23 protein-coding genes are annotated in these 22,057 nt (G+C 65.6%); 18 read left to right on the top strand and 5 right to left on the bottom strand.

The window, feature by feature from the left end; genetic code table 11:
- The first annotated feature begins 186 nt into the window (after positions 1-186).
- Together AC1Q6Z_RS34630 and AC1Q6Z_RS34625 are read left to right on the top strand one after the other, a co-directional pair.
- Positions 187-429, top strand: a complete 243-nt coding sequence (locus AC1Q6Z_RS34630) for a type II toxin-antitoxin system Phd/YefM family antitoxin (RefSeq protein WP_256120335.1) — start codon at positions 187-189, stop codon at positions 427-429.
- Positions 429-866: a type II toxin-antitoxin system VapC family toxin gene (locus AC1Q6Z_RS34625; RefSeq protein ID WP_492650684.1), complete on the top strand. Its 438-nt coding sequence runs from the start codon at positions 429-431 to the stop codon at positions 864-866. Before AC1Q6Z_RS34630 ends, AC1Q6Z_RS34625 begins: the two co-directional genes overlap by 1 nt.
- Positions 867-1,057: 191 nt before the next feature.
- Here the strand turns inward: AC1Q6Z_RS34625 and AC1Q6Z_RS34620 are convergent, their stop codons facing one another.
- Positions 1,058-2,152, bottom strand: a complete 1,095-nt coding sequence (locus AC1Q6Z_RS34620; RefSeq protein ID WP_492650683.1) for a tyrosine-type recombinase/integrase — start codon at positions 2,150-2,152, stop codon at positions 1,058-1,060.
- A gap of 125 nt (positions 2,153-2,277) precedes the next feature.
- Between AC1Q6Z_RS34620 and AC1Q6Z_RS34615 the strand changes: the two genes are divergently transcribed.
- Positions 2,278-3,231 carry a DUF1403 family protein gene (locus tag AC1Q6Z_RS34615; RefSeq protein WP_492650682.1) on the top strand — a complete coding sequence of 318 codons (954 nt, stop codon included), beginning with the start codon at positions 2,278-2,280 and terminating at the stop codon, positions 3,229-3,231.
- 2 nt (positions 3,232-3,233) lie between these two features.
- On the top strand, positions 3,234-3,902 hold the full coding sequence (scpB, locus tag AC1Q6Z_RS34610; protein WP_492650681.1) for an SMC-Scp complex subunit ScpB: 669 nt from the start codon (positions 3,234-3,236) through the stop codon (positions 3,900-3,902).
- A 69-nt stretch (positions 3,903-3,971) separates the two neighbouring features.
- On the opposite strand, the gene AC1Q6Z_RS34605 is transcribed toward scpB, so the two are convergent.
- Together AC1Q6Z_RS34605 and AC1Q6Z_RS34600 are read right to left on the bottom strand one after the other, a co-directional pair.
- On the bottom strand, positions 3,972-4,364 hold the full coding sequence (locus AC1Q6Z_RS34605; RefSeq protein WP_492650680.1) for a VOC family protein: 393 nt from the start codon (positions 4,362-4,364) through the stop codon (positions 3,972-3,974).
- Positions 4,365-4,367: 3 nt separating this feature from the next.
- Complete coding sequence (locus AC1Q6Z_RS34600) at positions 4,368-4,667, bottom strand: ArsR/SmtB family transcription factor (RefSeq protein ID WP_492650679.1); 300 nt, start codon at positions 4,665-4,667, stop codon at positions 4,368-4,370.
- Positions 4,668-4,977: 310 nt separating this feature from the next.
- On the opposite strand from AC1Q6Z_RS34600, the gene AC1Q6Z_RS34595 reads away from it, so the two are divergent.
- From AC1Q6Z_RS34595 to AC1Q6Z_RS34540, 12 genes are all read left to right on the top strand, one after another.
- Complete coding sequence (locus AC1Q6Z_RS34595; RefSeq protein ID WP_492650678.1) at positions 4,978-6,186, top strand: ester cyclase; 1,209 nt, start codon at positions 4,978-4,980, stop codon at positions 6,184-6,186.
- A 160-nt stretch (positions 6,187-6,346) separates the two neighbouring features.
- Positions 6,347-7,594: an ABC transporter substrate-binding protein gene (locus tag AC1Q6Z_RS34590; RefSeq protein WP_492650677.1), complete on the top strand. Its 1,248-nt coding sequence runs from the start codon at positions 6,347-6,349 to the stop codon at positions 7,592-7,594.
- Between the two features lie 110 nt (positions 7,595-7,704).
- On the top strand, positions 7,705-8,733 hold the full coding sequence (locus tag AC1Q6Z_RS34585) for a carbohydrate ABC transporter permease (RefSeq protein WP_492650676.1): 1,029 nt from the start codon (positions 7,705-7,707) through the stop codon (positions 8,731-8,733).
- Between the two features lie 10 nt (positions 8,734-8,743).
- Positions 8,744-9,625, top strand: coding sequence for a carbohydrate ABC transporter permease (locus tag AC1Q6Z_RS34580; protein ID WP_435268062.1), 882 nt, complete (start codon positions 8,744-8,746; stop codon positions 9,623-9,625).
- A 6-nt stretch (positions 9,626-9,631) separates the two neighbouring features.
- Complete coding sequence (locus AC1Q6Z_RS34575; RefSeq protein ID WP_439617136.1) at positions 9,632-10,696, top strand: ABC transporter ATP-binding protein; 1,065 nt, start codon at positions 9,632-9,634, stop codon at positions 10,694-10,696.
- Positions 10,697-10,708: 12 nt separating this feature from the next.
- Positions 10,709-12,019: a histidinol dehydrogenase gene (gene hisD / locus AC1Q6Z_RS34570; protein ID WP_439629508.1), complete on the top strand. Its 1,311-nt coding sequence runs from the start codon at positions 10,709-10,711 to the stop codon at positions 12,017-12,019.
- Positions 12,019-12,783, top strand: coding sequence for an SDR family NAD(P)-dependent oxidoreductase (locus AC1Q6Z_RS34565; RefSeq protein ID WP_492650675.1), 765 nt, complete (start codon positions 12,019-12,021; stop codon positions 12,781-12,783). The genes hisD (AC1Q6Z_RS34570) and AC1Q6Z_RS34565 overlap by 1 nt, the downstream gene beginning before the upstream one ends.
- A complete protein-coding gene (locus AC1Q6Z_RS34560) occupies positions 12,783-13,811 on the top strand; it encodes a LacI family DNA-binding transcriptional regulator (RefSeq protein ID WP_492650674.1) in 1,029 nt (342 codons plus the stop codon). Before AC1Q6Z_RS34565 ends, AC1Q6Z_RS34560 begins: the two co-directional genes overlap by 1 nt.
- 76 nt (positions 13,812-13,887) lie before the next feature.
- Entirely contained in the window at positions 13,888-14,859 is a 972-nt protein-coding gene (locus AC1Q6Z_RS34555) for a cupin domain-containing protein (protein ID WP_492650673.1), read from the top strand.
- A 301-nt stretch (positions 14,860-15,160) separates the two neighbouring features.
- Positions 15,161-15,856 (top strand): RraA family protein, encoded by a 696-nt coding sequence (locus AC1Q6Z_RS34550; protein ID WP_492650672.1) that lies wholly within the window; start codon positions 15,161-15,163, stop codon positions 15,854-15,856.
- A gap of 11 nt (positions 15,857-15,867) precedes the next feature.
- On the top strand, positions 15,868-16,041 hold the full coding sequence (locus AC1Q6Z_RS34545) for a hypothetical protein (RefSeq protein WP_492650671.1): 174 nt from the start codon (positions 15,868-15,870) through the stop codon (positions 16,039-16,041).
- Positions 16,038-17,393, top strand: coding sequence for an amidase (locus AC1Q6Z_RS34540; RefSeq protein WP_492650670.1), 1,356 nt, complete (start codon positions 16,038-16,040; stop codon positions 17,391-17,393). Before AC1Q6Z_RS34545 ends, AC1Q6Z_RS34540 begins: the two co-directional genes overlap by 4 nt.
- Before the next feature lie 303 nt (positions 17,394-17,696).
- Here the strand turns inward: AC1Q6Z_RS34540 and hisD (AC1Q6Z_RS34535) are convergent, their stop codons facing one another.
- Positions 17,697-18,986 carry a histidinol dehydrogenase gene (gene hisD, locus AC1Q6Z_RS34535; protein ID WP_492650669.1) on the bottom strand — a complete coding sequence of 430 codons (1,290 nt, stop codon included), beginning with the start codon at positions 18,984-18,986 and terminating at the stop codon, positions 17,697-17,699.
- A gap of 235 nt (positions 18,987-19,221) precedes the next feature.
- Here hisD (AC1Q6Z_RS34535) and AC1Q6Z_RS34530 point away from each other — a divergent pair, with 235 nt between their 5' ends.
- Entirely contained in the window at positions 19,222-19,947 is a 726-nt protein-coding gene (locus tag AC1Q6Z_RS34530; RefSeq protein WP_492650668.1) for an alpha/beta fold hydrolase, read from the top strand.
- A 30-nt stretch (positions 19,948-19,977) separates the two neighbouring features.
- Positions 19,978-21,135 (top strand): nuclear transport factor 2 family protein, encoded by a 1,158-nt coding sequence (locus AC1Q6Z_RS34525; RefSeq protein ID WP_439617146.1) that lies wholly within the window; start codon positions 19,978-19,980, stop codon positions 21,133-21,135.
- Between the two features lie 47 nt (positions 21,136-21,182).
- Here AC1Q6Z_RS34525 and AC1Q6Z_RS34520 read toward each other — a convergent pair whose 3' ends face one another.
- Entirely contained in the window at positions 21,183-21,836 is a 654-nt protein-coding gene (locus AC1Q6Z_RS34520) for a TetR/AcrR family transcriptional regulator (protein WP_492650667.1), read from the bottom strand.
- Positions 21,837-22,057 lie beyond the last annotated feature (221 nt).

Genomic DNA, 22,057 nt, shown 5'->3' with positions numbered 1-22,057 from the left:
CGAAATGCTCCAGATCACACTCGACATCTTCCTCGCAAGAAAACGCCTCGCGAGTCCAACATGAACACTCCCCCCCTTGTGGGGGAGATGTCCGGCAGGACAGAGGGGGTGCCCCGGTGCAACAGCGCCCTTGTTCTCCAGTCGCGCCCACGCTATATGACTACTATAGTCATATGAGGCAAGGCCATGCGAGAAATCCAGCTAAAGGACGCCAAGGCGACACTCTCGGCGGTCGTGGATCAGGCGGTGCGCGGCAACCCGGCGGTCATCACCCGGCATGGGCGGCGGCAGGCGGTGGTTTTGTCCTATGAGGAATATGAGAAGCTGTCGCATGTGCCGAGTTTCGGGCAGTTGCTGGCCGCCTTTCCCGGCGAGGAGGGCGATATTCCTGCCCGGGCCGGCAAGCCGCCGCGCGCCGTCGATCTCTGATGTATCTCGTCGATACCAATGTCATCTCGGTGCTGGCACCATCGAAGCGGGGAGGGGAGGGGGCGCTGGTCGACTGGCTCGACAGGGCGAGCCCTCTGCTCTTCCTCTCCGTCGTGACCGCGGCGGAGGTCGCCTCCGGCATCACCAAGGCCGAGCGGGAGGGCGCGACCAGCAAGGCGCGAGCGCTCAGGGACTGGTGGCAGGCGATCGAATATCTTTATGCGGACAAGCTGCTGGCCTTCGACCTCGCCTGTGCGCGGGCAGCAGGCCGCATGCTCGACCAGGCCCGCGCCCATGATCCGGGCTTCGAGGACATCGCGATTGCCGCCACCGCGCAGGTGCACGGCCTGACCGTGCTGACGCGCAACATCCGCCATTTCGAGCCGCTCGGCGTGCCGGTGCTCGATCCCTTCAAGGCGCTGCCGCCTCTGCCGTGACGCCGTCTTCCCTTCTCCCCGCGGGGAGAAGGTGGCCCGAAGGGTCGGATGAGGGGGGTGACGCAGAGGATCAATGCGGTCGTTTGCACCTGCGACCTCCCCCTCATCCGCCTGCCGGCACCTTCTCCCCGCAGGGGAGAAGGTGAGTGTGGCGATACCTGCATTCCGTAGGCGGCGTCCTGCCCTGAAGATCAGAGCCCCGCGGCCTTGGTGAGGTTGATGCGGAAGCGGTCGCGGCGGCGTTGGTAGCGGCGGGTCATTTCGGCGGTGGTGTGGCCGAGCTGTTTCTGGACGTGGCGCTCGTCGACTTCGGCGGAGGAGGCGAGGCCGGCGCGCAGGGAATGGCCGGCGAATTTTTTGGCGCGATCGGCCTCCGACAGATCGCCGCCGACGCCGGCGGCGACGGCGGTCTTCTTGACGAGGCGGGCGACCTCCTGGTCGTTGAGCCGGTCCGGGCCGACCTCCTTGCCCTGGCCGGTCACCCGGCGGAAGAGGGGGCCTTTGGCGATGCGGGCGAAGCGGATCCAGGTTTCAAGCGCGGCGATCGGGCAGGTGGCATCCGACGAGCCGCGGCCGATCTCCACCTCGCGCCAGCCGGTTTTGCCGCGCAGGCACACCAGCAGGCCCTTGTCGAAAAACTCGATCCAGCCGCGGCCGTCCTCCGTCTGGTCGCGGGCGAGGTCGAGCCCGGTAATCTCGGAGCGGCGCAGGCCCCCGGCAAAGCCGACCAGCAGCATGGCCCGGTCGCGCATGCCGCGCAGCGTGCCGCGCTCCAGCGTCTCCAGCATGGCGATCAGGTCTTCCGGCAGGATCGCCTCCTTCTGGCGAGGCGGGGCGGCATGCTTGTTGCGGATCCCGGCGAGCACGGTGGCGATGGCGCGGTCCTTGCGGTCGAGCCTTTCGCCGCCGCGCTGGGCATAGTTCCAGGAGAGCGAGGAGAGGCGGCGTTCGATGGTCGAGACCGTGTTGGCCTTCATGCCGCGCTCCGCCGTGCCGGAGGCGCAGGCGGTGATGTAGAGGCCGACGATGTGCGGATCCGGCGGCAGCACCGAGAGGTTCTGGCGCCGGCACCAGGCGGAAAAATGCTTCCAGTCCGAGGCATAGGCCTTGCGCGTGTTGGCGGAGCTCGCCGCCTCGACATAGGAGCGGGCGCGATCGGTGAGATCGCGCAGATGGCCGGGCAGGGCAGGGGGCTCCGCCACCACAGCCGCCTGCGGCGAAACATCCTCGGGGACATCAGCTTCGGCAGCGAGATTTTCGGTGTTTTGCGCGATGATTCGGGGCATTCTTTCTATAAAGCCCATGGCGAGCGATAAGGCAAGTTTATCCGTCATTATGCCCCTGTGCCATAGCGTGCGGTTTTGCCGGAAAAGAGTGGCGCGCCTCGCACGGCGCCTGTAACATCGCCCGCATGGATTCGCCCGCTGCCAAACCTGCCCCGGCCCTGCCGCCGCTCGCTCCCCTGCCCGCCTGGGCCCTGCCGCGCGGGCGCGAGCCGGGCGAGATCGACGCGGCCTTCTCGGCCGGCATCGCCCTGAAAGCGCTGGATGACCTCGTGCGGGCGGAGCCCGTGTGGCTCGGCTGCTGGCGTTCGCGACAGGCGCTGGCCTGCGCGGCGGCGGCGGTTCGGCTGATGGGCCGCAACGAGGAAGAGGCGGCGCTGCGCGATGCGGTGCTGCTGACCGCGGCAGGGGACGATGCGGGGCCGGCGGGCAAGGTGCTGCTCGCCTTCAAGCGGATCGCTTCGCGCAAGGCGGCCTTTTCATCGAAGGCGATCGCCGAACTGGCCGATCTTCTCGGCCTCGCCTGGGACGAGCAGCTTGCCGCGGCCGTCGACCATGTGGATACGGCGCTCCAGTCGACCCGCCCGGCGCCCTTCGCGGCCGCGGACCTCGTCTCGGCCACCCATGCCGGGCGTCCGGATGCCGAGCCGCTGGCCTGGATGCTGGCCGATGCCGTCATCGCCGAAACGCTGAAATGGCCGCGCGCCCTGCCGCTGCTGATGGCGGAGCGCTACGGCCCGGCCTTCAAGACGCTCGGGGGCAGGGGGCGCGTGCGGCCGGGCGAGCCCGCCTTCCCGCGCGCCGTCTGCCTGGCGCTGGTGGAGGGGGCCAGCGGGGCATTGCGCGCGGCAAACGACATTGCGCGGCGCGCCGACCGGCTGGTCGCCGTTGCGCCGAAGGTGCGCACCAAGGGCGGCGGGGCGGTCATCCGCAAGCTTTTGGAGGAGGACGCCGTGGCGGCTTCGGCGCCGGGCATGAACCTGTCGCGCTGGGCAAGCACCCGGCTGTTCGAACGGCTGGAAGGCTTTGGCGCGGTGCGTGAATTGTCGGGGCGCTCGTCGTTCCGCATTTTCGGGTTGTGACCATGGCTGGACGACTGAAAGCGAGTGCGGCGAGCGAACGGCTGTTTGACCGGGAGCTGGAGGATCTGCCGGCGCCGATGCGCTGGCGGGAATGGATGCTGCGCATCGAGGCGGTGATCTTCGCCTCGGAAGAACCCGTCGGCCGCGAGACGCTGGCCCGCGTGGTGGGCAAGGATTGCAGCATCGACCTGCTGATCGACGACCTCAAGGAAGACCTCGGCGACCGGCCCTACGAGATCGTCGCGGTCGCGGGCGGCTGGCAGCATCGAACGCGCACGCGCTATGCGGGGACCATCCGGGCTTCTACCGCAACCACCCGCTCGATGATGCCGAGCCTGTCGCAGTTCGAGGCGATGGTGCTGATGGCGATTGGCTATTACCAGCCCATCACCCGCAGCGAGCTGTCGAAGATTTTCGGCAAGGACGTGTCGCGCGATACGATCGCGTCGCTTCGGGGGGCGGGCTTCATCGCCTCCGGGCCGCGCAGCCCCTCGCCGGGCGCGCCCTATACCTATGTGACGACGCGGCAGTTCCTCGCCGCCTTCGGCCTCAAGACGCTGCGCGACCTTCCGGACATCGAGGCGCTGGAGGATGCCGGGCTGCTCAGCCGGCAGGAGATGGCGGCCGACGTGCCGCTCGGGACCTCCGACGACAATCCCGACGACGAATAGGACCAACCGACATTCAGCCCATGCCGGCCTGAAGTGAATGGCGATTGGTCCTAGCGCAACTCCAGTTCCCTATTTGCCGGTCATCTCGACGAGCTGGATCAGGTTACCGCAGGTGTCGTTGAAGATCGCCATCAGCACCGGGCCGGCATCCATCGGCTCCTGGGTGAAGCGTACGCCGCGCTCGCGCAGCTTTTCATATTCGGCATGGAGGTCGTCGACCTGGAAGGAGACGGCGGGGATGCCGTCTTCGACGAGCGCGGTCTTGAAAGGCTTTGCGGCGGGGTGTTCGCTCGGCTCCAGCAGCAGCTCGGTGCCGGCGGGGTCTTCCGGCGAGACGACGGTGAGCCAGCGGTATTCGCCGACAGGCACGTCGTTCTTGATCTGGAAGCCAAGCATGGTGGTGTAGAAATCGAGTGCCTTGGCCTGGTCTTCGACCAGCACGCTCATGACATAGATCCGCATGGTTCACTCCTCCTGAAGGTGTTGTTGCAGCCAGTCCTGCGTCGCCGCGCGCAGGGGGGCTAGGTCGAGCGCGTGGATTTTCGTTCGGCCCGACCAGGAGACGCGGATGAGGCCGGCCGCCTCCAGCATATCGAGATGCTGGCTCATCGCCTGGCGCGACAGCGTCTTGCCCTCGCTCGCAAAGGCGCCAGCACAGATCTGAAACAGCGACTGGTCCGGCCGGGCGCGCAGCTGGTCGATGATCCGCCGGCGGGTCGGGTCGGCCAGCGCCTTGAAGATCCGGTCCAGCTGCTCGGGTTCCATGCGGACTAATATGCAATGATTTTATTGCATGTCAACCGACAAGTCTTTTGACTGTTCGGTCAATCTTCTGGCCGGAATTTTTCCGTTTCCCATGGCGTTTTGCCCGGATTTTCGATCGCGGAAGTCCGGCTTTCCGGGCAATTTTCCATCCTGACGCTGCGGAGGGGCTTGTGGTAAAATGAGCTGCGGTCACGGTTTTCGCCCTGTCAATGACTGTGGAAGCAGAAACTTTATGACCGAACAGTCATTTTCTGTTGACCGATCGCGCATCTCGTGTTTATTTATGCATACGAATGCAAAACGAGGGAAGATGATGAACGAGCAGTCGGGAAAGGTCGTCGGCAAGCAGGACCCGGCCAACGAGGAGGCGCCTGCCGCCAAGGGGCGCACGGAGGCCAAGCAGGGCCGGTCGCGGTTCCGGCCGCTGTCGCCCGAGCACATGCCACGCGATTATGCGATCTCGCTCGACGCCTACCGGCGCGGCGGCACGGATGCCTTCATCGGGCGTTCGCCGGACCATCTGGTCAAGCAGCGGCTCACCGGCTTCGAGCCGCAATATGTCAATATCATCGACTACATTATCCGCATCACGCACCAGATCTGGGAAGAAAAGGACATCGGCTATATCTACGATACCTATAGCCATGACTGTCTGGTGTGGGACGATCTCGCCCTTCAGGTCGGCCGCGACAAGATCGTCGCCGACACGACCTCGCTGAACAATGCCTTTCCCGATATCCGTATCGTGGCGGAAGACGTGGTCTGGGCCGGCGACGACGCAATCGGCTTTCACACCTCGCACCGCTCGCAGATCATCGGCACCAATACCGGCTTCAGCCGCTACGGCGCGCCGACCGGGCGCCGCGTGCAGTTCCTCTGCATGGCGAACTGCGTCGCCCGCGACAACGAGATCTTCTACGAACACGTCGTCTACGACACGGCGGAGGTGGTCAAGCAGCTCGGCTTCGACGTGGTCGAGACGGCCAAGCGCGCAGCCTCGTCCGGCGTGACGGCCGGCCTGCCGCGCGATTTCCTCGGCGGCGAGCCGAAGCGCACGGTGGGGCAGGGCAAGCCGGAAAAGGTGGCGGTGCCGACGGAGATCCGTGACAATCCGGAAGAGTTCGTGCGCGCCGCGCTGCACACGATGTGGAACCGGCGCAATCTCGGCGCGCTCGACCAAGTCTATCATCCGGGCATCGTCTCGCAGCAGACCGGCAGCCGCATCTTCCGCGGGACGGGGCAGTTGCGTTCCTTCATGCTGTCGCAGCTCGCCATGTTCCCGGACGTGCTCTATTCGGTGGACGACCTCTACTGGATGGGCAATGCGCAGGAAGGTTTCGTCGTCGCCACGCGCTGGTCGATGACCGGCACCCATCGCGGGCTTGGCCGCTACGGCGAGCCGACCGGGCGCGAGGTCAATATCTGGGGCATCACGCACTGGCTGATCGAGGGCAACCGCGTCACCAAGGAGTGGACGACCTTCAACGAATTCGGCGTGCTCATCCAGGTCCTGCGCTAGTCGCGGGGCCTCGGCCAAGAATTTTGCATACGCTTGCGAAATTACTTGCATACGTATGCAAATTGCCTATCATGACGACATGAAGCGCCAGAAAAAGGCGCGGGAGCAATGCGGCGTCCGCCTCCAGGCGAGGCGCGCCGCCAACAAAGAAAGTGGGAACATGAGAAAATCGACACTCTTCGCATCGACCGCTGCCCTCCTCGTCGCAGGCCTCGTGGCGGCTCAGCCCGCCAAGGCAGACTGTGGCATCGAGAAGGGCTCCGTGCGCATCCTTTCCAACGATTTCGAGGCGCTGCGCCTCGTCGGCGCGGAGGCGGAAAAATGCGCTTCCGCGACGGTCAAGGTCAGCATGAACCAGACGACCGAGCACAAGAACCTCCAGGTGCCGGCGCTGAAGATCAATCCGGCCGAATATACCGTCGCCGTCATCGCCAACAATTCCATCGTGCCGCTCCTCAACGAAGGGCTCTTGCGGCCGCTCGACGAGCTCGTCGCGAAGTACGGCCAGGATCTCCAGCCGACGCAGCTCATCAAGCTCGACGGCAAGGTGATGGCGATCGCCTTCATGGGCAATTCGCAGCATCTTTTCTTCCGCAAGGACATCCTGGAAAAGGCCGGGCTCCAGCCGCCGAAATCCTATGAGGACGTGCTGGCGGCCGCCAAGGTCATCAAGGAAAAGGGCCTTATGGACTATCCGCTCGCCGCCTCCGACAAGGCCGGCTGGGACCTCGCGGCAGAATTCGTCAACATGTATCTGGGCTACGGCGGCGAGCTTTTCGCACCGGGTTCGGCAGCGGCGGCCATCAACAACGAGAAGGGCCTCGCCACGCTCGCCACCATGAAGGCGATGACCGAATACATGAACCCCGACTACATGACCTACAATGCCGACGAGATCATCAAGGTCTATGTCGCCGGCAAGGCCGCCATCGTCAACGGCTGGGGGTCGCTGGCAAGCGGCGTGATCGACCCGGCCAAGACGCCGGCCGAGATCGCCAACAACACGGTGCTGGCGGCGGCCCCCACGGTCGGCGGCGGCTCGACGCCGGCGGGCGCGCTCTGGTGGGACGGCTTCTCGATTGCCAAGAACATTTCCGACGAGGATGCGGAAGCCTCCTTCCGCGCCATGGTCTATGCCATCCGGCCGGAGGTGGGGCAGCAGAACCCGAACCTCGCGACGTGGCTGACCAGGGACTACAAGCCCGGCCCCGTCGCGGTCGGCGTGCTGGAAACCGCAACCGGCGGTGCGAAGCCTTATCCGATGATGCCCTATATGGGCCTCCTGCATTCCGCGCTCGGCTCGGAACTGGCGGAGTTCATGCAGGGGCGCGAAAGTGCCGAAGAGGCGCTGAAGGATGTCGAGGCATCCTATAGTGCGTCCGCCCGCGAGGGTGGTTTTCTGAAGTGAGGCCCGGCGGGAGCGCTGGCCCCTCCGGCGCTCCCGCAGGTCTTGCCGCCGATACGTCCCGCGCCCCGCGGGATCCATGCAACACGAAACTTTGAGCAAGGAGAAGGCGCATGCCGCACAGGGCTTTTTTTGCCTTCATCATGCCGTCGCTCGTGGCGATGCTGCTCTTCATCGCCTTGCCGATCATCTCGGTCGCGGTGCAGTCGTTTTATGTCCAGCACGAGCGGGTCGTGACCGAGGTGGAGACCTGCACGCCCTTTGCTGGCTGCACCAAGGAGACGCGCGTCGACGCGGAGGCGACCGAGAAGCTGCGCAACGAGGAACCGCTCGGCCGCTTCAACGGCTTCGGCACCTATCTCGACCGCAACCACCTGGCCGTTACCGAAATCGGCGCGATCCTGTCCGACAATGCCGGTTTCAAGGATGCCGCCGCGCGCATCTACAACCTGCCCTTCTACCGCGCGCTTGCCTTCACGCTCACCTATACGTTCGTGGTGACGCCGTTTGCCATGCTGCTCGGCTTCTGCATCGCGCTCGGCGTCGATGCCATTCCGCCCTTCTACAAGGGGCCGGTCATCTTCTTCTCGCTCCTGCCGATGATCGTCACGCCGCTGGTGGGCGCGCTCATCGTCTACTGGATGGCCTCCTCGCAGGGCATTCTCGGTGCGACGCTGCAAACGCTGCTCAACGATCCGACGCTATCGCTGAAATCCTCGGCCGCGATGACCTGGATCACGCTGCTCGTCTACGGCATCTGGCACAATGCGCCCTTCTCCTTCGTCGTCTTCTATGCCGGCCTGCAGACGGTGCCGCACGACACGCTGGAATCCGCGATGATCGACGGCGCCAATCGCTGGGAGCGCATCCGCTTCGTGGTGATCCCGCATCTCATGCCGCTCGCCACCTTCGTCGGGCTGGTGCAGCTCATGGACAATTTCCGCGTCTTCGAACCGATCGTCGGCTTCAGCGCGGAGGCCAATGCCACCTCGCTCTCCTGGTCGATCTTCAACGACCTGCGCGGCCAGGTCGACCAGCTCTTCGGCTCGGCGGCGGCCACTTCGATGCTGACCATCGTCGGCGTGATCATTCTTCTTTCGCCGGTGCTGGTGCGCACCTGGCGAGACTTCAACCGTCGATGAGGGCGCCGCGATGATTGCGACAAAACGCAGACTGCCCCTGCCGCTGGCAGCGCTTTCCACGGGCTTCGTGCTCCTCTGGGTGTTCATGGCGGCCTTCCCCTTCATCTGGACGGTCTGGGGATCGTTCAAGGTCGAGCAGGATTTCTTCTCCCGCGACAGTTGGTGGTTCGCCATCGAGGGCACGCGCACGATCGCGCAGACCGGCTCGGCCTTCACCGGCGACGGCTATTACGGCGCCTGGGTGCTGCGCGACTTCTTCTCCTCGGTGATCAACACGGTGATCGTCACCGTCTCGGTGGTCGTCGTGTCGCTGACCTTCGGCACGCTCGGCGGCTATGCGCTGGCGCGCTCGGGCTACCGCTATACGTTCTGGCTGCTGATGCTGGCGCTGGTGTTTCGCGCCATGCCGCATATCACGCTGGTCTCGGGCTACCTGCTGCCGTTCTTCGAGATGAACATCTGGGGCTACATGCCGACGGCCATCATCGTGCTGGTCGCCATCAACCAGCCGTTCACGCTGTGGATGCTGCACTCGTTCTTCCTGTCGATCCCGAAGGACCTCGATGAAAGCGCGATGGTCGACGGCTGCTCGCGTTTCCAGGCCTTCCGCCTGGTGGTCATCCCGGTCATGTGGCCGGGCGTCATCACCACCGGCCTGTTCTCGTTCCTGCTCGCCTATAACGACTTTGCCGTGACCGCGATGCTGCTTTCCCAGCCCAACCAGACCATGGTGCCGAAGATCGCGAGCTTCCTCGGCACGATCCAGCAGGAGGGCAACGTCATGTTCGCCGTCGCCGCCGTCGTCTCCGCGACCGCGCCGCTCTTCGTGCTGGTCCTGTTCTTCCAACGTCAGATCGTCAGCGGCCTCACCGCCGGCGCCGTGAAGGGATAATCGCAAATGGCCGAAATCCGCCTCAAGAACGTATCGAAGCGTTGGCACAATTTCGTGGGCGTCGACAATTTCAACCTCGATATCGGCGACCAGGAATTCCTCGTGCTGCTCGGCCCCTCCGGCTGCGGCAAGACGACGACCATGCGCATGATCGCCGGCCTCGAAGACATCAGCGAGGGCGAGATCTGGCTCGGCGACCGCATGGTCAACAAGCTGGAGCCGAAGGACCGCGACATCTCCATGGTGTTCCAGAGCTACGGCCTTTACCCCAACATGACCGTCTACGAAAACATCCGCTTTCCGCTGCGTGTGCGAAAGGTGCCGAAGGAACTGCATCACGAGAAGGTCATGCAGGCCGCGCGCATGGTGGAGCTCGTCGATTTTCTGGAACGCCGGCCGGCGGCCCTGTCGGGTGGCCAGCGCCAGCGCGTGGCGCTCGGCCGCGCCATCGTGCGCCAGCCGGCGGCCTTCCTGATGGACGAGCCGCTGTCGAACCTCGATGCGAAGCTGCGCGTCTCCACCCGCGCCCAGATCAAGAACCTCCAGCACACGCTGAAGGTCACGACCATCTACGTCACCCATGACCAGATCGAGGCGATGACGCTCGCCGACCGGGTGGTGGTGATGAACAAGGGCCTCGTCCAGCAGGTCGGCACGCCGACGGAAATCTACGACAACCCCGCCAACACCTTCGTCGCCTCCTTCATCGGCTCGCCCGCCATGAACCTCGTGTCCGGCGATATCGAGAACGGCACGTTTCGCGGTCCCGGCATTACCATCGGCGGCCTCCAGACCAATGTGAAGGGTCCGGTAACGCTCGGCTTTCGCGCGGAGGATGCGACGCTCGTCTCCGAAGGCGGCGAGCTCGGCGCCGACGTCTATTCGATGGAGCTGCTCGGCGAGGCGACCATGGCGAGCTTCCGCATCGGCGACCAGCTCGTCTCCATCAAGTCCGGCAAGGAATACCGCGCCGCCATCGGCGATCTCCTGCATGCCGCCATCCCCGCCGCGATCTGTCACCTGTTCGACAGCAAGACCGGTGTGCGGATCGCGCGGCCCCAGAGCAACTAAGGGAAGACTTTCATGACCGTTACCTATCTCAAACGCGGCAAGCCCGAGGCACAGCGCTCCGAGGACGACGCCAAGGTCCGCGCCGTGGTGGAAGCGACGCTGAAGGATATCGAGACGCGGGGCGATGCGGCCGTGCGCGATCTTTCGGAGAAGTTCGACAAGTTCTCGCCGCCATCCTTCCGGCTCAGCGCCTCCGAGATCGAGGCCGCCATCTCCAAGGTCTCGGCGCGCGACATGGCCGATATCGATTTCGCGCAGACGCAGATCCGCCGCTTCGCCGAGGCACAGCGCGCCTCGATGACGGATATCGAGGTGGAGACCATGCCCGGCGTCGTGCTCGGCCACCGCAACATTCCGGTACAGTCGGTCGGCTGCTACGTGCCGGGCGGCAAGTTCCCGATGGTGGCCTCGGCCCATATGTCGGTGCTGACGGCGTCCGTTGCCGGCGTGCCGCGTATCGTGGCCTCCGCCCCGCCGCAGAAGGGCGAGCCCCATCCGGCGATCGTCGCGGCCATGCACAAGGCGGGCGCGCACGAGATCTACGTGCTCGGCGGCATGCAGGCCGTCGGCGCCATGGCGCTCGGCACCGAGACGATCAAGCCGGTCGACATGCTGGTCGGCCCCGGCAATGCCTTCGTCGCCGAGGCCAAGCGCCAGCTCTACGGCCGCGTCGGCATCGACCTCTTCGCCGGCCCGACCGAGACCATGGTGATCGCCGACGAGACGGTGGACGCGGAAATGTGCGCCACGGACCTGATCGGCCAGGCCGAACATGGCTACAATTCGCCCTCCGTCCTGCTGACCAATTCGGACAAGCTGGCGCGGCAGACGCTGGAGGAGATCGACCGCATTCTTTCGATCATCCCGACCACGGAAACCGCCACCGCCTCCTGGCGCGACTATGGCGAGGTCATCGTCTGCGACACCTATGAGGAGATGCTGGCGGTTGCCAACGACATCGCCTCCGAGCACGTTCAGGTGATGACCGACCGCGACGACTGGTTCCTGGAGAACATGCATTCCTATGGCGCGCTGTTCCTCGGCCCGCGCACCAATGTCGCCAATGGCGACAAGGTGATCGGCACCAACCACACGCTGCCGACCAAGAAGGCCGGGCGCTATACCGGCGGTCTCTGGGTCGGCAAATTCCTGAAGACCCATTCCTACCAGCGCGTGACGACCGACGCGGCGGCGGCCGAAGTCGGCGCCTATTGCTCGCGGCTGTGCCTCTTGGAAGGCTTCGTCGGCCATGCCGAGCAGGCGAATGTGCGCGTGCGCCGTTATGGCGGTCGCAACATTCCTTACGGGGAGGCCGCCGCCTGATGGAGATCCCGCGCACGCCCTCCTTCCGCCTCGACGGCAAACGCGCGCTGGTGGCCGGTGCGTCCTCCGGCATCGGCTTCGGCTGCGCGGCGGCCCTGGCGGAGGCGGGCGCGCATGTGGTGCTGTCGGCGCGCTCGGCGGAAAAGCTCGACGAGGCGGTGGACGCCATCCGCGCCGAGGGCTTTTCGGCCGAAGCGCTGGTGCTGGATGTTGCCGATGTCGAGGCCACCGAGGCGGCAATTGCCGCGCACGGGCCGTTCCATGTGCTGGTCAACAGCGCGGGCATCGCGCGCCATGGCCCGGCGGTGGCGACGAGCCCGGCGGATTTCGATGCCGTCTTCGATCTCAACGTGCGCGGCGCCTATTTCCTCACCCGCGCGGTGGCGAAGGGGTTGATTGCGGCAGGCCAGCCCGGCTCGCTGATCAACGTCTCCTCGCAGATGGCCCATGTCGGCGGCATCGACCGGGCGGTCTACGCCGCCACCAAACATGCCGTCGAAGGCTTCACCAAGTCCATGGCGATCGAATGGGGGCCGCACGGCATCCGGGTCAACACGATCTGCCCGACCTTCATCCGCACCCCGCTCACCGAGCAGACCTTCGCCAATCCCGAGCGGGTGCAGTGGATAACGCAGAAAATCAAGCTCGGGCGCATCGGTCGCGTGGAAGACATTATGGCCGCCGTCACCTATCTTGCCGGCGATGCCGCGGCGATGGTGACGGGAACGGCGCTGATGGTTGATGGGGGTTGGACAGCGGACTGATGGCAAACGACAAGGTCACGTCGAACGATGTTGCGCGGCTTGCGGGTGTGAGCCAGTCGGCGGTCTCGCGGTATTTCACGCCGGGGACCTCGGTGTCGAAGAAGACGGCGGAGAAGATCCGGGCGGCGGCGGAAGAACTCGGCTACCGGCCGAACGTGCTCGCCCGCTCGCTGATCACCGGCCGCAGCCGCATCATCGGCCTCGTCGTCGCCTATCTGGAAAACTACTTCTACCCGGAGGTGGTGGAGCGCCTGTCGAAGGCGCTTCAGGACCAGGGCTACCATGTGCTGGTCTTCATCTCCTCGATCGCGTCCGAAAATGTCGACCAGATTACCCAGGAGATCCTCGATTACCAGGTGGACGGCATCGTGCTGGCGTCCGCCAACATGTCCTCCGAGCTTGCCGCGCGCTGCCATGCGTCGGGCGTACCGATCGTGCTGTTCAACCGCCTGCAGGACGATGTGCGGCTGTCGGCCGTCACCTCCGACAATCGCGGCGGCGGCCGGGCGCTGGCCGACCTGCTCGTCTCGCTCGGCCACACCCGCTGCGGCTATATTGCCGGCTTCGAGGGCGCCTCGACGCAGCGTGACCGCGAGCAGGGTTTTTGCGAGGGGCTGGAGGCGGCGGGGCTGACGCTCTTTGCCCGCGGGGTCGGCAATTTCCGCTATGACGAGGCGCAGGCCGCCGCACGGCGCATGTTCGCCGGACCCGACCGGCCGGACGCCGTCTTCGTCTGCAACGACCACATGGCCTTCGCCGTGATGGACGTGCTGCGCTTCGAGCTCGGGCTCACCATTCCCGGTGATGTCTCCGTCGTCGGCTTCGACGACGTGCCGCCGGCGCGCTGGCCGGCCTATAATCTCACGACCATCCGCCAGAATGTCGACGACATGGTCGCCGAGACGGTGGCGACGCTGATGCAGAGCATCAAGGAAGGCGAGGGCGCCGCGCGCCGCGTCATCCTCGACGGCACCCTCGTGCAACGCGGCTCGACCGCGCAGAAGACTCCGACCAAAGAGACACGCTAGCCAGCCGCCCCCCCGAGAAGGGGGACGGGCAAACCTTGTCCGCAACCCATTTTGCATACGTATGAAAGGCTGAAACATGCAGATCTCCCAGACGGAAATGGAAAAACGCATCGTCCGCTACGGCGAATTGAAGCCATGCCGCACCGCCTTCATCGACGCCCACACGCCGGGCTCGAACAGCAAGGAAAATTTTACGATCATCGGCGGCGGCGTCTCGGAAAGCCCGGACCAGCATGTCCACATCAAGGACACGCCCGGCTTCAACATCGGCGCGGCCGGCCAGCCGCCGAAATGCCGCAACTCGCTGCATTCGCACCGCACGGCCGAAGTGTTCTTCGTGCTGAAGGGTCGGTGGCGCTTCTTCTGGGGCCGCTACGGCACGGCCGGCGAAGTGGTGCTGGAAGAGGGCGACATCTTCAACATCCCGACCGGCATCTTCCGCGGCTTCGAGAATATCGGCACGGATTACGGGATGATCATGGCGATCCTCGGCGGCGACGATGCCGGCGGCGGCGTCATCTGGGCGCCGCAGGTCATCGAGGACGCCCGCGAACACGGCCTGGTGCTCGGCGAGAACGGCAAGCTCTATGACAGCAAGAAGGGCCAGGCGCTGCCGGATGGCATCAAGCCGATGCCGCTGCTCACCGACGAAGAGCTGAAGGCCTTCCCGGAAACACCGGTGACGGACGTGGTGCGCGACTATGTCGCCCGCTACTGGGACCTGATGGCGCTGGCGCAGAAGGCACCGGCCCGGGTGATCGGCGAAAACGCCCTGCTGCGCGACAAGCCCGGCTTCGACGTCGAGTTGCTCACCCGCGGCTCCATTCCGGAGGACGCGTACACCAACGAGCGCCACGAGGTGCTGATGGTCATGCGCGGCCATTGGAAACTCGGCTGGGACGGCGGCGAAGCGGTGCTGGCACCGGGCGATACCTGCGCGGTTCCGCCGGGCCTCAAGCACAGCCTGGTGCCGTCGATGACCGGCGAAGCCAGCCTCTACCGCGTCGTCTCGACGGGCGACAAGGCCGGGTTGACCTGGCGCGGGTGATCTGGAGTAATTCCGGTGAACTCCGGCTCGCCGGAATTGTTTTAGTTTCTTGTTTTGCCGCCGACGCCGAAGCGATGCCCCTTCGGTGGAAACGGTCTGGAAAAGGGCGGGGCGAGCGCATCGCCCATCCCCCTCATCCGACCCTTCAGGCCACCTTCTCCCCGTGGGGAGAAGGGAAACGAAGCGCCGACGATCCTCCCCTTCTCCCCCACGGGGAGAAGGTGCCGGCAGGCGGATGAGGGGGCTTTCTCGACGGGGCGGCAAACATGCTCTTCCCGCAACACGTTTTGGAGGACATCCCTTGGACGACGTACTTCTCGCCCTGCTGCGCACGGTCGACACACCCACCGTCTGCAACGCGATCGAGGTGGCGCAGGGCAAGCGCGGCTTCGACGCCTTTACCCGCGGCACGCTGATCAGCTCCGCGCCCTCGGCCCCGGCCATCGTCGGCTACGCCCGCACTGCAAAGATCGCCGCCGCGTCCCCCTCGACGGAGGACCCCGCGGTCATTCGCACGCGCCGCATGGATTATTACCGCCACATGGCGAGCGGCCCGGCGCCCTCGCTCGTCGTCATCGAGGACACGGATTTCCCCGATTGCGTCGGCGCCTTCTGGGGCGAGATCAACGCGACGGTGCATCGCGGCCTCGGCCTTTCCGGCGTGCTGACCAATGGCGTGATGCGCGACCTCGGCGACGTGCCCGGCGACTTTCCCATGCTCGCCGGCTCGCTCGGCCCGAGCCACGCCTTCGTCCATGTCGAGGCGATCGGCGTGCCCGTTACCGTCTTCGGCCTCACCGTCCATCCCGGCGACCTCGTGCATGCCGACCGCCACGGCGCCGTCGTCGTGCCGCCGGACGTCATCCCGGTACTCGCCGCCTCGATCGAAAAATTGCAGGCCACCGAAAAGCTGATCCTCGAACCCGCTCGACAGCCTGGCTTCGATCTCGCAAAGTTCGAAGCCGCATGGGCCACATTCGAGGCCGCCAGGACCTGACGGAGCACGCCATGGCTCAACCCGAAACCGCCCGCCCGACGCTCGCCATAATCCGCAAGCAGGCCCGCGCCAGCGGCATCACCATCGCCCCGGAGCGCGAAAAATTCGTGCTCGCCGGCGCGCAGCATCTGCACGAGGCGGCACGGCGGCTGGACGACATCGCCGCGGACGAAAAGCCGCGATGACGGCCGCCGACCTGAGCATCCCCGAGGCCGCCGCGCGGCTTCGCGACGGACGCCTGACCTCCGTGGCGCTGACCGAGGCGCATCTCGCCCGCATCGCGGAACGCGACGGCGCCTACCATGCCTTCCTGCATGTCGCCGCCGAAAATGCGCTCGCCGCGGCCGCCGAGGCAGATGCCGCGTTTTCCCGCGGCGAGGATCTCGGGCCGTTGCAGGGCATCCCGGTCGCGATCAAGGATCTCTTCGACACGGCGGACATGCCGACGACCTATGGCTCGGACCTGCATGCCGGCCGCGTGCCGACCGGCGACGCCGAGGTGGTTCGCCGGCTAAGGACTGCCGGGGCGGTGCTGCTCGGCAAGCTCGAAACCTACGAATTCGCCATGGTCGGTCCGGTCTTCGACCGCGCCTTTCCGCCCGCCGCCAATCCCTGGGATACCAGCCGCGCCACCGGCGGCTCGTCCTCCGGCTCGGCTGCGGCGGTCGCCGGCGGGCTGGTGCGCACCACGATCGGTTCGGATACAGGTGGCTCGGTGCGCAGCCCCGCCGCCTATTGCGGCGCCGTCGGCCTCAAGCCGACTTATGGCCGCATTCCCACCCGCGGCGTCTTTCCGCTGTCGCCAAGCCTCGACCACGTCGGCCTCGTCAGCGCCTCCGTCGCGGAAGCGGCCATCACCTTCGATGCCATCACCGACGGCGCATCCGCCACCGCGCGCCTCGGCATGCCGCTCGCGGGCCTGCGCATCGGTTACGCCCGCGACTGGTTTGCCGGCGATCCGGAAACCCTGCCGGCGCTGCTCGACGCCATTGATGGTGCCGCCTCCCTGTGGTCGCTGCTCGGTGCCCGGATCGAGGAGGTGACGCTGCCGGATGCGGCGGATTTCGAGGCGGTCGGCGCGGTCATCATCCATGCCGAAGCCTTCGAGATCCACCGCCGGCAACTCGCCGCCTCCGGCGCGCGCTACAGCCGCAAGGTCTTCCAGAACATCGCCTCCGGCCTCTGCCTGACGCCGGACGATCTCGCCCACGCACGCCAGGCCGCCGCGCGCCTGCGCACCCGGCTCGACCGCACCGTCTTCTCCCGCGTCGACGCCATCCTGACGGCGACGACATTGACGCCGGCGATCCCCTTTGCCGACTTCGCCGGGGAGGCGGCGCGGTGGACGCCGATGCGCACCATCGCCTTCAACGTCACCGGCCACCCGGCGCTGTCGGTGCCCTGCGGTTTTGCCAACGGCCTGCCGCTCGGCCTCCAGCTCGTCGGCAAAGCGGGAGACGAGGCGAGACTCTGCCAAATTGGCGATGCCTATGAGATGGCCAGCGATTTTGCGGCAACGAAGCCACCGCGGCCCTGACGGCCGGTTGCGGTCGCGTGGATCCTCGGGTCAAGCCCGAGGATGACGGAGGGTGGGGTGGCGTTGTGGTAGTCCTGTGGCCGTCGCGGCCGCCTGTTGAGGCAGCCCGAACCGTCGAGAAAACCCCCTCATCCGCCTGCCGGCACCTTCTCCCCGTGGGGGAGAAGGGGAGGATCGCCGGCCTCTCGTTTTCCCTTCTCCCCGCGGGGAGAAGGTGACCCGAAGGGTTAAGGCGCAACTTGTTGCGCCGGGATGAGGGGGGTGCGGCCACCGTGCCGTCGGGGACGGTGGGGCAGAGAAGCTTCAGGCCTTCTGCAACCGATCAAGCCTGAGCTGTGCCGCGCGGCGGTGGCCTTCGAGGCTTTCGCTGGCGCTCTGGCGGGTGGCGGGTGGGGCGACGGCGGCGACGCCGCGTTCGTCGAGCCATTGGTGGGTGGCGATCTTGACGTAGGCGCCGACCCAGAGGCCGCCGGTGTAGCGGCCGGCGCCCATGGTCGGCAGCGTGTGGTTGGTGCCGCAGCATTTGTCGGAATAGACGACGCTGGCGAGCTCACCGATGAAGAGGGAACCGTAGTTGCGCAGCTTCTTCGTCGTTGCCTGCGGGTCGAGCGTGTGAACCTGGAGATGTTCGGCGGCGATGTGGTCGGAATAGGCGATCATGGCCGCCTCGTCGTCGCAGACGACGATCTCGCCATAATCGCGCCAGGCCTGGCCGGCGACGGGGGCGGTCGAGAGATCCAACAACTGGCGCTCGACTTCCTTGAGCGTCGCTTCGGCCAGCGCGCGGTCGGTCGTGATGAGGCCGACGCGGGTGCGTATGTCGTGTTCGGCCTGAGCGAGCAGGTCGGTGGCGATCATCACGGCGTCACCGGTCTTGTCGGCGACGATGAAGATTTCCGAGGGGCCGGCGAGCTGGTCGATACCGACGGGGCCGAAGACTTGGCGTTTTGCCTCGTTGACGAAGGCATTGCCGGGGCCGACGATCTTGTGCACGGCCGGCACGGTCTCGGTACCATAGGCCATGGCGGCGATCGCCTGCGCGCCGCCGATGCGGAAGATGCGGTCGGCACCCGACAGGTGGCAGCCGGCGATCATCGCGCGATGCGCATTCGGCGGCAGGCAGGCGATCACCTCGTCGCAGCCGGCGACCTTTGCCGGCACGATGGTCATGATCGGTGCGGAGAGCAGCGGATAACGCCCGCCCGGCACGTAGCAGCCGACGCGCTCGATGGGGATGACGCGGTGGCCGAGATGCAGGCCGGGGCGAAGCTCGATTTCCAGCGGAAGGATGGTGGCGAGCTGCGCCTCGGCGAATTTGCGCACATTGCCGATGGCGAATTCCGTGTCGGCGCGGGTCTGCGGGTCGAGTTCGGCAAGCGCCGCCTCGCGCTCCTCCGGCGTCACCTCGAAGGCGGCGAGCTCGGCCTTGTCGAATTTCACGGAATAGTCGCGCACGGCGGCGTCGCCCCGCTCGCGCACATCGGCGATGATCTGCGCCACCAAAGTTTCGACCGAGGCGTTGTCGCCGATCGAGTCGCGTTCGGGTGCCTTCACGTATTGCACGCCCTTCATCGGCGTTTCCTTGCTGGTCATGGCCTGTCTCTCCACTGAGCCTGATGGTGCGCGGGCACGGCTTTCCTGTCGGCGAAACCCTTGCGGCTCCGCCGGGAAACTGTGTCCCGGGTGTTCGAAATGATCGAGCACAAATCCTATTGCATACGTATTCAAAATCTGCCAGTCTTTTTTCCAACAGGCCGTCACAAACTCGTTTCACGCTCCATTTGGGGCGGGCAAGGAGGGTGATGGCGATGCTTCGGATGCCCTGACGATGACTGCCGTTCCGACGACCAACGACCCGCGCCCACCGCTCCTGCTGCTGCCGGGCACCGCCTGTGATGCCAGGGTGTTCGCGCCGCTGATCGACAGGCTCGGCGATTATCCGGTGCTGATCGGCGACATGGGCGGGGCGACAACCATGCCCGATCTCGCCGAGGTGATCCTTGCCGTTGCGCCGCCGTTTTTCCTGCTTGCCGGCTTTTCACTGGGCGGCATCTGCGCGCTCGAAATGGTCGCCCGCGCGCCGCAGCGCATCGGCGGGCTTGCTCTGATCGATGCGACGGCGCGACCCGACCCGCCGGCCAATGCGGCGGTACGGCGCAAGGCGGTTTCGGATGCGCGGGAAAACGGCATGGATGGTTTCATCCTCGATGCCTGGCCGCGGCTGGTCGCCGCGGGCAATGTCGACAATGCCGGCCTGCGCGAGACGATCGTCGCCATGGCGCGCGACTGCGGGCCGGACCGGCTGGCGGAGCAGGCGGAGGTCGCCATTCACCGCGTTGACAGCCGGCTGCGGCTTGCCGCCATCAGGCAGCCGGTGCTGGTGCTGGCGGGCGCCGAGGAGCAGGTTTGCCCGCTGGAGGCGCAGCACGAGATTGCGGCCGGCATTGCGGGCGCGCAACTTCATCTCATCGCGGATGCCGGACATTTCGCACCGCTGGAAAACCCTGAGGCCATGGCGCACCATCTGCGGCGCTGGCTGAACACTCTATCGTAACCCCGACAGGATCGAATGGAAGGACATGTCATGAGCGAGGACGACGCCAAGGGCGCAAAAACCGTGGCGCAGAGCCAGCGCAAGGAACCGGTGGAACAGGTGTTGCAGGTCGAGCGCCGCGACTATACCGAGCTTGCGCCCGTCGGCCGCCCGCGCGGCCAGTCGCTAGAAGGGTTCGACGAGATCTATACCGACATCGTCGATTACATCGTGCGCTGTACGCACCGGATCTGGGACGAGCGCGACATCGGCCTGATCTATTCGCACTACACGCACAATTGCGTGCTCTACGGCACGCTCGGCACGATCTACAATCGCGAGGACGTGGTGCGCGACACGATCCAGCGGCTCGTCTCGCTGCCGGAGCGGCGCGGCATGGCGACCCAGGTTCTGTGGCGCGGCAACGATGTCGAGGGGTTCTATACCTCGCATCTCGTCACCGGCTCGGGCCGGCACACGCAGTTCGGCCATTACGGCCAGCCGACGGGGCGCACCTTCGTCTCGCGCACCATCGCCGACTGCATGATCCACCGCAACAAGATCTACCGGGAATGGGTGGTGGCCGATACGATGGCGATCATCAAGCAGCTCGGCCTCGATCCGCACGGCTTTGCCGAAAAGCTCGCAAAGTCCTCCTTCGACAAGGGCCTGCTGTCGCTCGATATCGGCGAGAACCGCCGGCTGCTCGGGCAATATCCGCCGGAAGCGGAAGCGGACGTCTCGATCGCGCATAATGATCTGGAGGCGCACACGCTGCGCTGGCTGCACGAGATGTTCAACGGGCGCATGTTCGGCCGCATCAAGGATGTCTACGCGCCAACCTGCCAGTATCACGGGCCGCTGATGAAGGAGCTTTACGGCATCGCCGCCGTGACGCACCAGCATCTCGGCCTGATCGGCTCGATCCCGGATGCCGCGTTCACCGCGCAGCACATCTGCTCCAACCCCTGCGAGGAGGGCGGCACCAAGGTCGCGGTGCGCTGGCTGATGGAAGGCCACCACCTCGGCTACGGCATATTGCAGGAACTCGGCGAGCCGACCGGCGCCCGCCTGCAGGTGATGGGCATGACGCATTTCCACTACAAGGACGGCAAGATCGTCGACGAGTGGAACGTCTATGACGAGCTGTCGCTGCTGGTGCAGGTCAAGCTCGCCGAGCTTGCCCGCCAGTCGGGCAACGCCGACTGATCCACCGATGAGAGGGGCGGGCCGGTGCTGCCCGCCCCCTCAGAAAACTAGCGACACACCAGTCGCATGATCGTTTCGATGTTGAAGTGGATGCGGCCTTCCAGCGCGTCCCTGGCCATCAGGTCGCGGTCGTAGATGATCGAGCCGGTGAAGCGGTTGGTCAGGTAGTAGTAGTTGACCGCGGCGATGGTGATGTTGAGCTGCACAGGGTCGACGCCCTCGCGGAAAACGCCCTCGCGGATGCCGCGCTCCAGCAGCATATCGACCATGCTCACGAGCTTGCGGCTCGATGCCTTGACGATCTCCGATTTCTTCAGGTGCTTGCCGCGGTGCAGGTTCTCGCTGTTGACGAGCGTCAGAAATTCCGGGTTCTTCAGGTAATATTCCCAGGTGAAGCGCACCAGTTTTTCGAGCGCCGCCTTGGGGTCGAGATCCTCCAGGTGGAGCTTCTGCTCGGCGCTGCGGATGTCGAGATAGACCTCTTCCAGCACGGTCTGGAACAGGCCCTCCTTGCTCTCGAAATAGTGGTAGATCATGCGCTTGTTGGCCTTCGCCTTTTCGGCGATGTCGTCCACCCGCGCACCACCCAAGCCATTCTTTGCGAACTCTTTTTTCGCCGCGTCGAGAATGCGCGCCTTGGTGGCTTCCGCGTCCCGGATGCGCGGCTTGCGGACCGGTTTTTCTGTCTGTTCGCTCGTCATGCTCGGGGCCTGTCCTTTGCGCAGTCGGGATGTCTTGCCTGCAACTCATACACGTACAGATCGCCGTCCGTCAAAGCGGGTCGCGACGATTGCCCGGCGCGCGGCTGTTGAAAACCACTTGACTTGGGGGAAACTAAAGAAGTAACTAGTTAGTGCGTTAAGTGGCGTGAGAGACGCTCCGGGGCACTTCAGGCGAAAGCCGGAAGCCCCCTTCGGGTCCG

The organism is Shinella sp. GW835-FHT14H05 (assembly GCF_058793575.1).
This window is presented reverse-complemented; position numbering and strand designations above follow the sequence as displayed.